The sequence below is a fragment of the Enterobacter cloacae complex sp. P12RS genome (genome assembly GCF_014895875.1).
GTDB lineage: Bacteria > Pseudomonadota > Gammaproteobacteria > Enterobacterales > Enterobacteriaceae > Enterobacter > Enterobacter bugandensis.
In genome coordinates this window covers 242,044-255,939 of the sequence record NZ_JADBQO010000009.1, presented here as the reverse complement: position 1 = coordinate 255,939, position 13,896 = coordinate 242,044, and the positions used below count along the sequence as shown (strand labels likewise).

The 13,896-nt window shown below is 58.8% G+C and carries 10 protein-coding genes; 8 read left to right on the top strand and 2 right to left on the bottom strand.

The window, feature by feature from the left end:
• The first annotated feature begins 113 nt into the window (after window positions 1–113).
• The 7 genes from phoB (at window position 114) to IM284_RS07820 (ending at window position 11,353) form a co-directional block, all read left to right on the top strand.
• Window positions 114–803, top strand: a complete 690-nt coding sequence (gene phoB, locus IM284_RS07850; RefSeq protein WP_008503265.1) for a phosphate response regulator transcription factor PhoB — start codon at window positions 114–116, stop codon at window positions 801–803.
• A gap of 21 nt (window positions 804–824) precedes the next feature.
• The gene (gene phoR, locus IM284_RS07845) at window positions 825–2,120 is read left to right on the top strand and encodes a phosphate regulon sensor histidine kinase PhoR (protein ID WP_047363942.1); all 1,296 of its coding nucleotides are present in this window, start codon (window positions 825–827) and stop codon (window positions 2,118–2,120) included.
• 410 nt (window positions 2,121–2,530) lie between these two features.
• On the top strand, window positions 2,531–3,850 hold the full coding sequence (gene brnQ / locus IM284_RS07840) for a branched-chain amino acid transporter carrier protein BrnQ (protein WP_028012134.1): 1,320 nt from the start codon (window positions 2,531–2,533) through the stop codon (window positions 3,848–3,850).
• A gap of 81 nt (window positions 3,851–3,931) precedes the next feature.
• A complete protein-coding gene (proY, locus tag IM284_RS07835) occupies window positions 3,932–5,305 on the top strand; it encodes a proline-specific permease ProY (protein ID WP_028012135.1) in 1,374 nt (457 codons plus the stop codon).
• A 141-nt stretch (window positions 5,306–5,446) separates the two neighbouring features.
• The gene (gene malZ / locus IM284_RS07830) at window positions 5,447–7,264 is read left to right on the top strand and encodes a maltodextrin glucosidase (protein WP_047367597.1); all 1,818 of its coding nucleotides are present in this window, start codon (window positions 5,447–5,449) and stop codon (window positions 7,262–7,264) included.
• An 85-nt stretch (window positions 7,265–7,349) separates the two neighbouring features.
• Window positions 7,350–9,971, top strand: coding sequence for a DUF2339 domain-containing protein (locus IM284_RS07825; protein ID WP_047367598.1), 2,622 nt, complete (start codon window positions 7,350–7,352; stop codon window positions 9,969–9,971).
• A complete protein-coding gene (locus IM284_RS07820) occupies window positions 9,968–11,353 on the top strand; it encodes a DUF3999 domain-containing protein (RefSeq protein ID WP_047367599.1) in 1,386 nt (461 codons plus the stop codon). The genes IM284_RS07825 and IM284_RS07820 overlap by 4 nt, the downstream gene beginning before the upstream one ends.
• Window positions 11,354–11,396: 43 nt before the next feature.
• Here the strand turns inward: IM284_RS07820 and IM284_RS07815 are convergent, their stop codons facing one another.
• Both IM284_RS07815 and acpH read right to left on the bottom strand, forming a co-directional pair.
• Entirely contained in the window at window positions 11,397–11,999 is a 603-nt protein-coding gene (locus IM284_RS07815; RefSeq protein WP_008503347.1) for a peroxiredoxin, read from the bottom strand.
• A gap of 127 nt (window positions 12,000–12,126) precedes the next feature.
• Window positions 12,127–12,708: an ACP phosphodiesterase gene (gene acpH / locus IM284_RS07810; RefSeq protein WP_047367600.1), complete on the bottom strand. Its 582-nt coding sequence runs from the start codon at window positions 12,706–12,708 to the stop codon at window positions 12,127–12,129.
• 92 nt (window positions 12,709–12,800) lie between these two features.
• On the opposite strand from acpH, the gene queA reads away from it, so the two are divergent.
• On the top strand, window positions 12,801–13,871 hold the full coding sequence (gene queA, locus IM284_RS07805; protein ID WP_047367601.1) for a tRNA preQ1(34) S-adenosylmethionine ribosyltransferase-isomerase QueA: 1,071 nt from the start codon (window positions 12,801–12,803) through the stop codon (window positions 13,869–13,871).
• The last annotated feature ends 25 nt before the right edge of the window (window positions 13,872–13,896 follow it).

Below are 13,896 nucleotides of genomic sequence, written 5' to 3'. Positions count from 1 at the left end.
CAACAGTTTGCAATTTATAGTGGTACTGTTTTTCATAAATCTGTCATAAATCTGACGCATAATGGCGCCGCATTACAAACTTGTAACTTAAATAAGATAAGACAGGGCAAAGTATGGCGAGACGTATTCTGGTCGTAGAAGATGAAGCTCCAATTCGTGAAATGGTGTGCTTCGTGCTCGAACAAAATGGCTTCCAGCCGGTTGAAGCGGAAGATTATGACAGCGCGGTGAACCAGCTGAATGAACCCTGGCCCGATCTGATTCTGCTTGACTGGATGTTGCCCGGCGGCTCCGGACTGCAGTTTATCAAACATCTGAAGCGTGAAGCGCTGACCCGCGACATCCCGGTGGTGATGCTCACGGCGCGCGGAGAGGAAGAGGATCGCGTGCGCGGTCTGGAGACCGGCGCGGACGATTACATTACCAAGCCTTTCTCCCCGAAAGAGCTGGTTGCCCGCATTAAGGCCGTCATGCGCCGTATTTCCCCGATGGCGGTCGAAGAGGTGATCGAGATGCAGGGCCTCAGCCTTGACCCAACGTCACACCGCGTGATGACCGGCGAAAATCCCCTCGACATGGGGCCTACCGAATTTAAACTCCTGCACTTCTTTATGACCCATCCGGAACGCGTTTACAGCCGCGAGCAGTTGCTGAATAACGTCTGGGGAACTAACGTGTATGTCGAAGACCGGACGGTTGACGTACATATTCGCCGCCTGCGAAAAGCGCTGGAACTGAGCGGCCACGATCGCATGGTACAGACGGTCCGCGGCACGGGTTATCGTTTCTCGACCCGTTTCTGAATAATGACAGGAGTGTGACGCGTGCTGGAACGTCTGTCATGGAAAAGGCTCGTCTTTGAACTGATCTTATGCTGTATTCCGGCCCTTCTTCTGGGGGCCTTACTTGGGCATCTGCCGTGGTTTCTGCTGGCGGCGGTCACCGGGCTGTTAGCCTGGCATTTCTGGAACCTGCTGCGTCTCTCCTGGTGGCTGTGGGTGGACCGCAGTATGACCCCGCCGCCGGGAAGCGGCAGCTGGGAGCCGCTGCTGTACGGCCTGCACCAGATGCAGATGCGTAATAAAAAGCGTCGCCGCGAGCTGGGAAGCCTGATCAAACGCTTTCGCAGCGGCGCAGAGTCGCTGCCGGATGCGGTGATCCTGACGACAGAAGAAGGAACTATTTTCTGGTGTAACGGGCTTGCGCAACAGCTGCTGGGCCTGCGCTGGCCGGACGACAATGGTCAGAACATCCTCAACCTTCTGCGTTATCCCGAGTTCACGCTGTATCTGAAAAAGCGTGATTTCACCCGTCCCCACAATCTGAAGCTGAATAACGGTCGCCATCTGGAAATCCGCGTGATGCCCTACAGCGATCGCCAGTGGCTGATGGTGGCGCGCGACGTCACCCAGATGCACCAGCTGGAAGGGGCGCGTCGTAACTTCTTCGCCAACGTCAGCCACGAACTACGCACCCCGTTGACCGTGCTGCAGGGCTACCTGGAGATGATGCAGGAGCAAACCCTGGAAGGCGCGCCGCGTGAAAAAGCGCTGCATACGATGCGCGAGCAAACGCACCGTATGGAAGGGCTGGTGAAGCAGCTGCTGACGCTGTCAAAGATTGAAGCGGCGCCTTCTCTTGCGCTGAATGACACCATTGATGTGCCAATGATGCTGCGCGTCGTCGAGCGTGAAGCGCAGACGTTAAGCCATAAAAAACATCAGCTGACCTTTGACGTCGACAACACGCTGAAGGTGCTGGGCAGCGAGGATGAACTGCGTAGCGCCATCTCCAACCTGGTGTACAACGCGGTAAACCATACGCCGGAAGGAACGGATATCGTGGTGCGCTGGCAGCATACGCCGGCAGGCGCCGAGTTTAGCGTTGAGGATAACGGGCCGGGGATCGCCCCGGAGCATATTCCGCGCCTGACCGAGCGCTTCTACCGGGTGGATAAAGCGCGATCGCGGCAGACGGGGGGGAGCGGCCTGGGGCTGGCGATTGTGAAACACGCGGTGAATCACCATGAAAGCCGTCTTGATATCCAGAGTACCCTGGGTAAGGGAACCCGCTTTAGTTTCGTTATCCCGGAACGATTAATTGCCAAAAAGAGCGCCTGACGGCAGGCGTGTCATTTTACCTTTCCACGGGTCAGCCATCGCTGGCCCGTTTGCTTTGCAGTCAAGCGAAACGCGTGTGAATTTTATACGGTCGGCTGTTTTTTGTTCGCATGATTAGCCATGGGTTTTTCCTATAATTAGCGCATTGTTCTGGTGCGCGTTTTCATACTGGCATATTGTTCTGGTTTTGCGATCCCTCCTTGCCTTTAAACGTTATAAGCGTTTAAATTGCCCCCCAGATACTGTCAGACCGACTGTATTTGCGTGGTAAATCGAAAAACTATTCTTCTCCACGCCAGGACGGGAGCATTTCCCGCTGAAATTGAGCAAATTTTCGGCTGTATCGTCCCATCAGGGAAATCGAAAAATCTCAACGTTTTCAACACCACATCCACAGGCAGTAAGGTTTTATGACCCATCACTTAAAATCGCGTGACATTATCGCGCTGGGCTTTATGACATTTGCGCTGTTCGTTGGCGCAGGCAACATCATTTTCCCTCCAATGGTTGGCTTACAGGCGGGTGAACACGTCTGGACCGCCGCGTTCGGTTTCCTGATTACGGCCGTGGGTCTGCCGGTACTGACCGTTATCGCACTGGCGAAAGTCGGTGGCGGCGTGGATAGCCTTAGCACCCCGATTGGCAAAGTGGCTGGCGTTCTGCTGGCTACCGTCTGCTATCTGGCCGTTGGTCCGCTGTTTGCCACCCCGCGTACCGCGACCGTTTCCTTCGAAGTGGGCATCGCCCCGCTGACCGGCGACGGCGCGATGCCGCTGTTCATCTACAGCCTGATTTATTTCGCCATCGTGATTCTGGTTTCCCTCTATCCGGGCAAGCTGCTGGACACGGTAGGTAACTTCCTGGCGCCGCTGAAAATTGTAGCGCTGATCGTGCTGGCCGTGGCGGCCATCATCTGGCCAGCCGGCCCGATTAGCGACGCGATGGATGCCTATAAAAACGCCGCGTTCTCTAACGGCTTTGTGAACGGCTACCTGACGATGGATACGCTGGGCGCGATGGTGTTTGGTATCGTTATCGTTAACGCCGCGCGTTCCCGCGGCGTGACCGAAGCGCGTTTGCTGACCCGTTATACCATCTGGGCTGGCCTGATGGCCGGTGTGGGCCTGACGCTGCTGTATCTGGCGCTGTTCCGCCTGGGCTCTGACAGCGCGATGCTGGTTGATCAGAACGCGAACGGTGCGGCTATCCTGCACGCTTACGTTCAGCACACCTTCGGTGGGGCGGGCAGCATGCTGCTGGCGGCGCTGATCTTCCTGGCGTGTCTGGTAACCGCGGTTGGCCTGACCTGCGCCTGCGCAGAGTTCTTTGCGCAGTATCTGCCGCTCTCTTACCGTACCCTGGTGTTTATTCTCGGTATCTTCTCCATGGCGGTGTCTAACCTCGGTCTGAGCCACCTGATTCAGGTCTCTATTCCGGTGCTGACGGCGATCTATCCGCCGTGCATCGTGCTGGTGGTGCTGAGCTTCACCCGTCCGTGGTGGCATAACTCCTCACGAATTATTGCGCCAGCCATGTTTATCAGCCTGATTTTTGGTATCCTTGACGGGATTAAAGCATCAGCGTTCGCTGAAATTCTGCCAGCCTGGACACAGCGTCTGCCGCTGTCCGAGCAGGGCCTGGCCTGGCTGATGCCTACCGTTGTTGCACTGGTTCTGGCGGTTATCTGGGACCGTGCTGCAGGGCGTCAGGTCACATCGAACGCTCATTAATCAACGGCAACAAACTGTTTAACCACGGGGCTTAAGGCCCCGTGGTTTTTTGTTTTTTTCGTGTTGAATGGCAAGATTTAAATGGAAAGCACTAACAAACTTAAACGTGGATTGAGCACGCGCCACATCCGCTTTATGGCGCTGGGCTCTGCTATCGGCACCGGTCTTTTTTATGGCTCGGCAGATGCCATCAAAATGGCCGGTCCAAGCGTGCTGCTGGCGTATATCATCGGCGGCGTGGCGGCGTATATCATCATGCGCGCGCTGGGTGAGATGTCGGTTCACAACCCGTCTGCCAGCTCCTTCTCCCGCTACGCGCAGGAAAACCTCGGCCCGCTGGCCGGGTTTATCACCGGCTGGACCTACTGCTTCGAAATTTTGATTGTGGCGATTGCCGACGTAACCGCATTCGGCATCTACATGGGCGTCTGGTTCCCGGCGGTGCCGCACTGGATCTGGGTGCTGAGCGTGGTGTTGCTCATTTGCGCCGTCAATCTGATGAGCGTGAAGGTGTTCGGCGAGCTGGAGTTCTGGTTCTCCTTCTTCAAGGTCGCCACCATCATCATCATGATTGTGGCGGGTTTCGGGATCATCATCTGGGGGATTGGCAACGGCGGCCAGCCGACCGGCATCCATAACCTCTGGAGCAACGGCGGCTTCTTCAGCAACGGCTGGCTCGGGATGGTGATGTCGCTACAGATGGTAATGTTCGCCTACGGCGGCATCGAGATTATCGGCATCACCGCCGGGGAAGCGAAAGATCCGGAGAAATCCATTCCCCGCGCCATCAACTCGGTGCCGATGCGTATTCTGGTGTTTTACGTGGGTACGCTGTTCGTGATTATGTCCATCTACCCGTGGAACCAGGTGGGCACTAATGGTAGCCCGTTTGTCCTGACCTTCCAGCATATGGGCATTGCCTTTGCTGCCAGCATTCTGAACTTTGTGGTGCTGACCGCGTCGCTTTCGGCCATCAACAGTGACGTCTTTGGCGTGGGCCGCATGCTGCACGGCATGGCGGAGCAGGGCAGCGCGCCGAAGGTGTTCGCCAAAACTTCACGCCGCGGCACGCCGTGGGTGACGGTGGTGGTGATGACCGTAGCGCTGCTGTTCTCGGTTTACCTGAACTACATCATGCCGGAGAACGTCTTCCTGGTGATTGCGTCCCTGGCGACTTTCGCGACCGTGTGGGTGTGGATCATGATCCTGCTGTCGCAGATTGCCTTCCGCCGCCGTCTGTCGCCGGATGAGGCGAAAGCGCTGAAGTTTAAGGTGCCGGGCGGGGTGGCGACGACCGTGGTCGGGCTGATCTTCCTGGTGTTTATCATTGGCCTGATTGGCTACCATCCGGATACCCGCATTTCCCTGTACGTGGGCTGTGCGTGGATCGTTCTGCTGCTGATCGGCTGGGTGTTTAAGTGCCGCCGTGACCGTCAATTGGCAGAAGCACAGTAATATTTTTATCCCCCCTCCCTCGCGGGAGAGGGGATTTTTGCCTCCTCCCCCGTCCTCCTCCCCCAATAAATCTCGTCATGGTGAGCTATCCTTAACCACCCTGTGGCAAGGTGACGTCAATTTCATCAGAGGGGATTCGTGATGTTAAACGCCTGGCACCTTCCGGTTGCCCCATTTGTTAAGCAAAACAAAGACAACCTTGTGATTACGCTCTGGCTGGCGGGGGAAAATCAGCCGGAACGCGTGACGCTCCGCGCCGAAATTGATAACGAAGAGACCGGGCTGAAAATGCACAAGCTGCGCAGCCAGCCGCAGCCGGGGATTACGGCGTGGCGGGCGAATATCGATTTGCGCAGCGGGCAGCCGCGCCGTCGCTATAGCTTTAAGCTTTTATGGAACAACCGCCAGCTGTGGTTTACCCCGCAGGGGTTTAGCCGTTTCCCTCCGGCCCGGCTGGAGCAGTTCGCCGTCGATTACCCGGATAACGGCCCGCAGTGGGTTAACGATCAGGTCTTTTATCAGATTTTCCCGGACCGCTTTGCGCGCAGCGAAAAACGCACCGCCGGCCAGGACAAGGTCTATTACCATGATGCCGCGGGTCACGACATCATCCTGAAAAAATGGGATGAACCGGTGACGGCGCAGGCGGGCGGCTCGACGTTCTACGGCGGCGATCTCGACGGCATCAGCGAAAAGCTGCCGTACCTGAAAAAACTCGGCGTGACGGCGCTGTACCTCAACCCGGTGTTTAAAGCCCCGAGCGTACACAAATACGATACCGAAGATTATCGCCACGTTGACGAGCAGTTTGGCGGTGACGAGGCGCTGCTGCGCCTGCGTAAGAACACCCAAAAAGAAGGCATGCGCCTCATTCTGGACGGTGTCTTCAACCACAGCGGCGATTCGCACGCGTGGTTTGACCGGCATAACCAGTCGATGGGGGGAGCATGCCATAACCCGGATTCGCCGCAGCGCGACTGGTACAGCTTTAGCGAGGAGGGCCGCGCGCTGGACTGGCTGGGCTACCCGAGCCTGCCGAAGCTGGACTTCCAGTCGCCGTCACTGGTGAACGAGATTTACGGCGGGGAAGACAGCATCGTGCGTCACTGGCTGAAGGCGCCGTGGAATATGGACGGCTGGCGTCTGGATGTAGTGCATATGCTCGGTGAAGCGGGCGGGGCGCGAAATAACCTTCAGCACGTGGCCGGGATCGCGCGTTCGGCGAAAGCGGCTCAGCCGGAGGCGTTTGTCTTTGGCGAACACTTTGGCGACGCGCGCCAGTGGCTGCAAAACGATGCCGAAGATGCAGCGATGAACTATCGCGGCTTTACCTTCCCGCTGTGGGGATTCCTGGCTAACACCGATATCTCCTACGATCCGAACCATATTGACGCCGAAACCTGCGCCGCGTGGATGGATAACTATCGCGCTGGCCTGTCGCATCAGCAGCAACTGCGGATGTTTAACCAGCTCGATAGCCACGACACCGCGCGCTTTAAATCCCTGCTCGGCAAGGATGTGGCGCGTCTGCCGCTGGCGGTCACCTGGCTCTTCACCTGGCCGGGCGTACCGTGCATTTACTACGGAGACGAAGTGGGGCTGGACGGCAACAACGATCCGTTCTGCCGCAAAACCTTCCCGTGGGAGGCAGAGAAACAGGATAAGGTGCTGTTCAGCCTGTATCAGCGGCTGGCGAAGCTGCGCAAACAGAGTCTCGCCCTGCGCTACGGCGGCTGTCAGGTGGCGTACGCCCACGATAACGTGGTGGTCTTTGTCCGCGTCTATAATCAGCAGCGCGTGCTGGTGGCGATTAACCGGGGCGAGGCCTGCGAAGTGGTGCTGGATGATTCGCCGCTGCTTAAGGTGGCGACGTGGACGAACAAAGAGGGCAAGGCGACGATACAGGATGGCGTGCTGGCGCTGCCTGCGGTATCCGCGACGGTCTGGCTCGGCAGCTAATGCGCTAAAGTTTCCCCTTTTAAGATGGCGCAAATGCAACGATTTGTGTCAATCTTAACGGATCGTTTACGGTGAAGGTGGAAACATGGACGAGCTTTACATCCTTGGCTGTTTATTCCTGGTTTTTGCGCTGCTGGTTGCCCCCGTGCTTGCGGTTATCGGGTTTAATCGAAGCACGGCGGCGCAGCAGGAGATCGCCCGGCTACGCCAGCGCATTGAGGTGCTTGAGCAGCGCGGCGCAGCTCAGGTAGCGCCGGAGACAGAACAGGTGCAAGCGGTCACTCCGGCTGTCGTGACCGCGCCGGTGGCTGAGGACGCGCCCGCGCGTGTCGATCCCTGGCGTCCCGACATTCCTACAGCCGAGGCAAAACCCGCTCAGGCCCCTGCGCCTGCGGCTAAACAGCCATCTGCCTTTGGCGGCATTGTGACGTCGCTGACGCGCTGGTTTATGCAGGGTAATCCCCTGGCGAAGCTTGGCATTCTGCTGCTCTTCCTCGGCCTCTCTTTCCTGCTGCGCTATACCGTTGAACACTCCCTGTTCCCGCTTGAGCTACGCCTGGTGGCGACGGCGCTGTTTGCCATCGTGCTGCTGGCGGTTGGGTGGCGGCTGCGGCACAAGCAGCCGATCTACGCGCTTATCTTACAGGGCGGGGCGACGGGCATTCTCTACCTGACGGTCTTTGGCGCCTTCCGGCTCTGGCAGATGCTGCCGATGACGCTGGCCTTTGCGCTACTGGTGGTGATTTGCGCCGCGAGCGTTGGGCTGGCCGTGCTGCAGAAAGCGCTGAGCCTTGCCATGCTGGCGAGCCTCGGCGGGTATCTTGCGCCGCTACTACTATCTACCGGGGGTGGCAGCTTTGTGGCGCTGTTTTCCTTCTATCTCCTGCTTTCCATCGGCATTCTCGCCATCAGCATCTGGCAGCACTGGCGCGAGCTCAACCTGCTCGGGCTGCTCTTTACCTTTGGCGTGGGCGGCCTGTGGGGGCTAAGTGAGTACCAGCCTGAAGACTATTGGATCTGCCAGCTGTTCCTGATTGCCAATACGCTGATATTCGGCGTGCTGAGCGTGGCGCTGTCGCTGCGGGCGCAGGAAAAAGGCAAGCAGATTATTGACGGCGTGCTGCTGTTTGCCCCGCCGCTGATAGGCTTTGGGATGCAGTACGGTATGACCCGGCACTGGGAATATGGTCCGGCCCTGAGCGCTTTGGGATACGGCGCATTTTATCTGGCCCTCGCTTTCCTTGCCCTGCGCCGCTATCCGTCCATCGGGCGACCGCTGGTGATGGCGGCGCTGGCGATCGGCGGCGGGTTTGCCACGCTTGCGATTCCGCTCGCGCTCTCCGCGCGGTGGACGGCGATGGCCTGGGCGCTGGAGGGGCTGGGCATCCTCTGGCTGGGCGTGCAGCAGCACCAGCGGCGCATGAGCTATAGCGGGACGGCGCTGCTGGTGCTGGCGCTCGGCAGCGCGCTGTGGGCGCAGATGAACGGCGTTACGCCGCTGAGCCTGCTGCTTATCTTCGCCATCCTCAGCCTTTGCTGGCTGGCTGCGGCCTGGCTGTGGCGGAACCTCTTTCTGCCGGTTAGCTGGGCGCTGCTGGCAGGCGGGCTGCTGTTCTGGCTCGTGGCGCTATTTGGCGCGTCGCGGCTGGTGTTGAAGCAGGAACTGCCTGTTCTGGCAGGCGTGCTGGCGCTGACGGCGGCGTCGGTCTGGGGCTGGCGTCAGGCTGCCGCTCGTCTGGCGTGGCGGGAGCTGGATGCCAGCAAATGGCTGCTGTGGCCGCTGATGCTGGTGATGGTGGGCTATCAGCTCTCGCACCAGCAGATGTTTGCCGCCGGCTGGTCAAATCTGGCCTGGGGTATTGCGCTTCCCGCCGCGCTGATGCTGCTGCGGCGCGACGGCGCCCGTTTAGCGCCGCGCATCTCTATGGGGCTGCATCTGGCGCTGTTCTGGATGATATTACTGGCGCTGGCGGCGGAGCTTTACTGGTTTGCCCGGTCGCTGCCGTGGGGCATGGCGGCCTGGGGCAGCGGGCTGGCGATGGCCGCAGGCGGCGGGGTGATTATGGCGCTCTCTGCGGCGGTGCGCCGTCGCGGGTGGCCGTTCCGGGAGTGGCCCGCGCTCTACGCGTGCATAGCACCGATCCCCGTGCTCGCGGCGCTGCTGGTATTGCTGGTGGTGACCAATTTCCAGGACGGCGTGGTTTATCGTCAGACCTGGCTGCCGCTGGTGAACCCGCTTGAAGAAGGCGCGGCGTTCGCGCTGCTGGGGCTGGTGGTCTTTTACCGGGCGGTGGATCGCTACTACCCGACGCAGCTCTTGCAGGCCCGTCCGTGGCCTGCCGTCGCGATTATGGCGTTTGGCTTCTGGTGGCTTAACGGTGCGCTGATGCGCGCCCTGGCCTGGTACGGCGACGTGGCCTGGAATATGGCGTCGCTGTGGGATTCGCGGCTGATCCAGACCACGTTTGCCCTGTTCTGGATGCTGAGCGCGCTGGTGATCATGGTCCACGCCACCCGTAGGGCTTCCCGTCAGGAGTGGCTTGGCGGTGCCGCGCTGCTGGGCGTGGTGATGGTTAAACTGATGCTGGTGGACAGCGCGGGTGGAGGCGGTCTGTCGCGTGCGGTGGCGTTTATCGGCGTGGCAATACTGGTGCTGATCGTGGGGTATTTCTCGCCGCTACCGCCCAAAACAGGAGATGAAAAATGAAATGGATGAAAGCGGTAGCTTGTACCGCTCTGCTGGCGCTTGCAGGCCCGGCGTTCTGCGACGAGGTACAAACGGAATCGCCCCGGGACTATGCCTTTGGCCGCTCGCTGGATACGTCTGCTCCTTCCCAGTGGTATCGGGTGACGCTGCCGCTCGCCGTCTATACACAGAGCACGTCGCCGGATCTGCATGACGTTCGCGTCTTTAACCAGTCGGGCGAGCCGGTTCCTTTCAGCCTGGTCACCGCGACGCGTCCGCAGGTGGCAGCGCAATCCACGGCGCTGCGCCTCTTTCCTCTGGATGCCTCACCGCTTGCGCCTGCGCGTGGGGATGAGGGCAGCGATAAGATCCTGCTCCGTTCCGGAAACGGCGTAGAGATTGTGCTGGAGGGGCAAAAAGCCGCCGCAGCCGGGCAGCATTATCTGCTGACCCTGCCGGAGCAGGCTACGGGTGAGATTGCCCTGTCCCAGCTGCAGCTGCTCTGGAATACCCCTCAGGCGCCGTGGCAGGGAACGGCGTCGGTCTACTACAGCGAGGATCTTAAGCGCTGGTATACCCTGCGCGAGGATATGCCGCTGCTGGACGTGATGAGCGGGCAGGATCGTCTTAAGCTCGATCGGATCGATACCGATATCGTTTTGTCTCCCGATACGAATCGCTATCTCCTGGTTGTGCTGAATGCTCAGAGCCAGGGAGTGACCTTAACCGGCGTTAACGCGATTAGCGCTCCTGCGCGGGCGACGCCGGACGCGATCGTTCTTGAGGGGGTAGGGGAGCAGCTATCGACAAGCGAAGCGCAGTGGCACTGGGCGCAGCCGCAGCCGCTGAGTGCTATCAGCATTTTACTGAATGGCGACGGCGTCCTTCCCGTGGAGATAGCGTGGCGGAGTACGGAAAAAGACACATGGCACCCCCTGAAAAAAGAGGTGCTTTACCGTCTGGAGGGCAAAACGTCTCCACCGGTTTCGCTTAGCGGAGGCCTGGTGCAGGCGGTGAAAATCACGACGCTGAATGCGCGCCTGCCGGAATATCTGCCGGGCGTCACCGGGCATCGTGACCGCTATGATCTGGTGTTCAACGCGCAGGGAAAAGCGCCATACGTGCTTGCCTGGGGTAATGGCGCTGCAAAGCCTGCCAGCGTGGAACCTGACATGCTGATCCCCGCCGACCTGCGCAAAACCTATGATATGGAGCGCCTGCCGCAGGCCGACATTCTGGATGATGTCGCGTTAGGCGGCGAGGGGCGTCTGACCGCTACCTCTGCGTCCGAGCGGGAGAGCCGGATGAACGCGCTGCTGGTGTGGGGCGTGCTAATTGCGGGCGTAATTCTGCTGGCGGGAATGGCCTGGCGCATCTGGCGAGAGACGCTGCGTAAGGCATAAAAAAAGGCCCGCATAAGCGGGCCTTCTTCGTAAACCGTGCCGATTACAGGCTGGATACGTTCTCTGACAGGTATTTAGCAACGCCGTCTGGGGAAGCAGCCATACCTTCTTTACCTTTTTCCCACTGAGCCGGGCACACTTCGCCGTGCTCTTCGTGGAACTGCAGCGCGTCAACCATGCGCAGCATTTCGTCGATGTTACGACCCAGCGGCAGATCGTTCACAACCTGGTGACGAACGATGCCGTTTGCGTCGATCAGGAAGGAACCGCGCAGCGCAACGCCAGCGTCCGGATGTTCGATACCGTAAGCCTGCTGGATTTCGCGTTTGATGTCCGCAACCATCGCGTATTTCACCGCACCGATGCCGCCTTTGTCGACAGGGGTGTTACGCCATGCGTTGTGTACAAATTCAGAGTCGAAGGAGACGCCAACCACTTCCACGCCACGCTTCTGGAATTCTTCATAACGTTTGTCGAACGCGATCAGCTCAGACGGGCAAACGAAAGTGAAGTCCATTGGCCAGAAGAACAGAACGGTCGCTTTACCGTTGGTGTGCTGTTTGAAGTTGAAGTTTTCAACGATTTCACCGTTGCCCAGAACTGCTGCAGCTGTAAAATCCGGAGCCGGACGAGTTACCAGAACCATATGATTCTCCTGTAGATACTAAGGTTATTTGGAACGCAACGCGAGCCAGTATAGAGAGTGTTCGTGGATAAGACAAAGAGGTGGTGACAATCGTTCCGCCAGCTTTTACCTATCAATGATCGTGCTGTCAGAGCTGCTTGTTTTTCGCCTGCGCCATCATGCGCGGATAAAACTGCCAGAATTGGCTCTCCAGCGCATCGTAATGCTCATCCAGGTCGTACCAGGAGTCCCGCAGCGCATCCAGCCGCGGGCGACGGCTCGCCATGCCATTCAAGACATTCTGGATAAAGTCCATCTCGCGATAGCGCTCCAGCCAGCGTTCCGACCACAGGTAGTTATTCAGATTCACAAAGCGCGGCGGCGAGTCGGGCAGAATTATCGACACCTGCTGGTGGGCGTAGCGCACAAACGCCGGCAACGGCATCTCCGGCGAGAGCTGTTCCCAGTGGCGAGACAGGAAGTGGTCCCACATCACGTCGAGCGTGATCGGCGCAACGCGGCGCGTTTCAGGGCGAAACCACGCTTTCGCTTCCGCCACCTCGGGCAGATTATCAGTGATGACATCAATGCGGCGGTGCATAAAAATCCCGTCGACAACCTCGGGAGAATACGCTTCAGCGGGGTTGCCGCGCACGAAATCGGCCAGCAAATTGCCGGAAAGGGAGCTGTCAGCGAGGTGTGCGAGATGCAGGTGAGCGAGAAAATTCATGCGTTTTATTTGTCCAGTGGCGGCTAGTTGTTGCAGCAAAAGGGTGTGAGCACTAGACTATGCCGCCTGTTTTTAAGTCACGAGTATACGTCATGCGCGTCGCCGATTTCTCCTTTGAACTACCTGAATCCCTGATTGCTCACTATCCCATGCCTGAGCGCAGCAGCTGTCGCTTACTGTCACTGGATGGGCCAACGGGCGAGCTGACGCACGGTACTTTCACCGATTTGCTCGACAAGCTCAACCCTGGCGATCTGCTGGTCTTTAACAATACCCGCGTGATCCCGGCGCGCCTGTTTGGCCGTAAGGCCAGCGGCGGCAAGATTGAAGTGCTGGTCGAACGTATGCTCGATGATAAACGTATTCTGGCACATATTCGCGCTTCCAAAGCGCCGAAGCCGGGCGCGGAGCTGCTGCTGGGTGATGACGAAAGCATCAAGGCGACCATGACCGCGCGCCACGACGCGCTGTTCGAGGTGGCGTTCGACGACGAGCGCACGGTGCTCGACATCCTGAACGCCATCGGCCATATGCCGCTGCCGCCGTACATTGAGCGCCCGGACGAAGAGGCCGACCGCGAGCTATACCAGACCGTCTACAGCCAGAAGCCTGGCGCGGTCGCGGCGCCAACCGCAGGTCTGCACTTTGATGAACCGCTGCTGGAAAAGCTGCGCGCGAAGGGCGTTGAGATGGCGTTTGTGACGCTGCACGTCGGCGCGGGCACCTTCCAGCCGGTGCGCGTGGACAGCATTGAAGACCACATCATGCACTCCGAGTATGCCGAAGTGCCGCAGGATGTGGTGGACGCGGTGCTGGCGGCGAAAGCGCGCGGTAGCCGCGTCGTGGCCGTCGGTACGACGTCCGTGCGTTCACTGGAAAGCGCTGCGCAGGCTGCAAAGCGCGATCTTATCGAGCCGTTCTTTGGCGATACGCAGATCTTTATCTACCCGGGCTATCAGTACAAGGTGATTGACGCGCTGGTGACCAACTTCCATCTGCCTGAATCGACGCTGATTATGCTGGTCTCTGCGTTTGCGGGTTATCAGCATACGATGAATGCGTACAAGTCTGCGGTAGAACAAAAATATCGCTTTTTTAGCTACGGGGACGCGATGTTTATCACGTACAATCCGCTGGCTTTGAATGAGCGTGTCGGGGAATAAGTCCGCGGCACCGTATGACAACGTT

What these genes read in the sequence shown, in the direction of transcription:
- phoB (WP_008503265.1), top strand. Translation starts at nt 114, where the DNA reads ATGGCGAGACGTATTCTGGTCGTAGAAGATGAAGCTCCAATTCGTGAA.
- brnQ (WP_028012134.1), top strand. Translation starts at nt 2,531, where the DNA reads ATGACCCATCACTTAAAATCGCGTGACATTATCGCGCTGGGCTTTATG.
- proY (WP_028012135.1), top strand. Translation starts at nt 3,932, where the DNA reads ATGGAAAGCACTAACAAACTTAAACGTGGATTGAGCACGCGCCACATC.
- malZ (WP_047367597.1), top strand. Translation starts at nt 5,447, where the DNA reads ATGTTAAACGCCTGGCACCTTCCGGTTGCCCCATTTGTTAAGCAAAAC.
- IM284_RS07825 (WP_047367598.1), top strand. Translation starts at nt 7,350, where the DNA reads ATGGACGAGCTTTACATCCTTGGCTGTTTATTCCTGGTTTTTGCGCTG.
- IM284_RS07820 (WP_047367599.1), top strand. Translation starts at nt 9,968, where the DNA reads ATGAAATGGATGAAAGCGGTAGCTTGTACCGCTCTGCTGGCGCTTGCA.
- IM284_RS07815 (WP_008503347.1), bottom strand. Translation starts at nt 11,999, where the DNA reads ATGGTTCTGGTAACTCGTCCGGCTCCGGATTTTACAGCTGCAGCAGTT.
- acpH (WP_047367600.1), bottom strand. Translation starts at nt 12,708, where the DNA reads ATGAATTTTCTCGCTCACCTGCATCTCGCACACCTCGCTGACAGCTCC.
- queA (WP_047367601.1), top strand. Translation starts at nt 12,801, where the DNA reads ATGCGCGTCGCCGATTTCTCCTTTGAACTACCTGAATCCCTGATTGCT.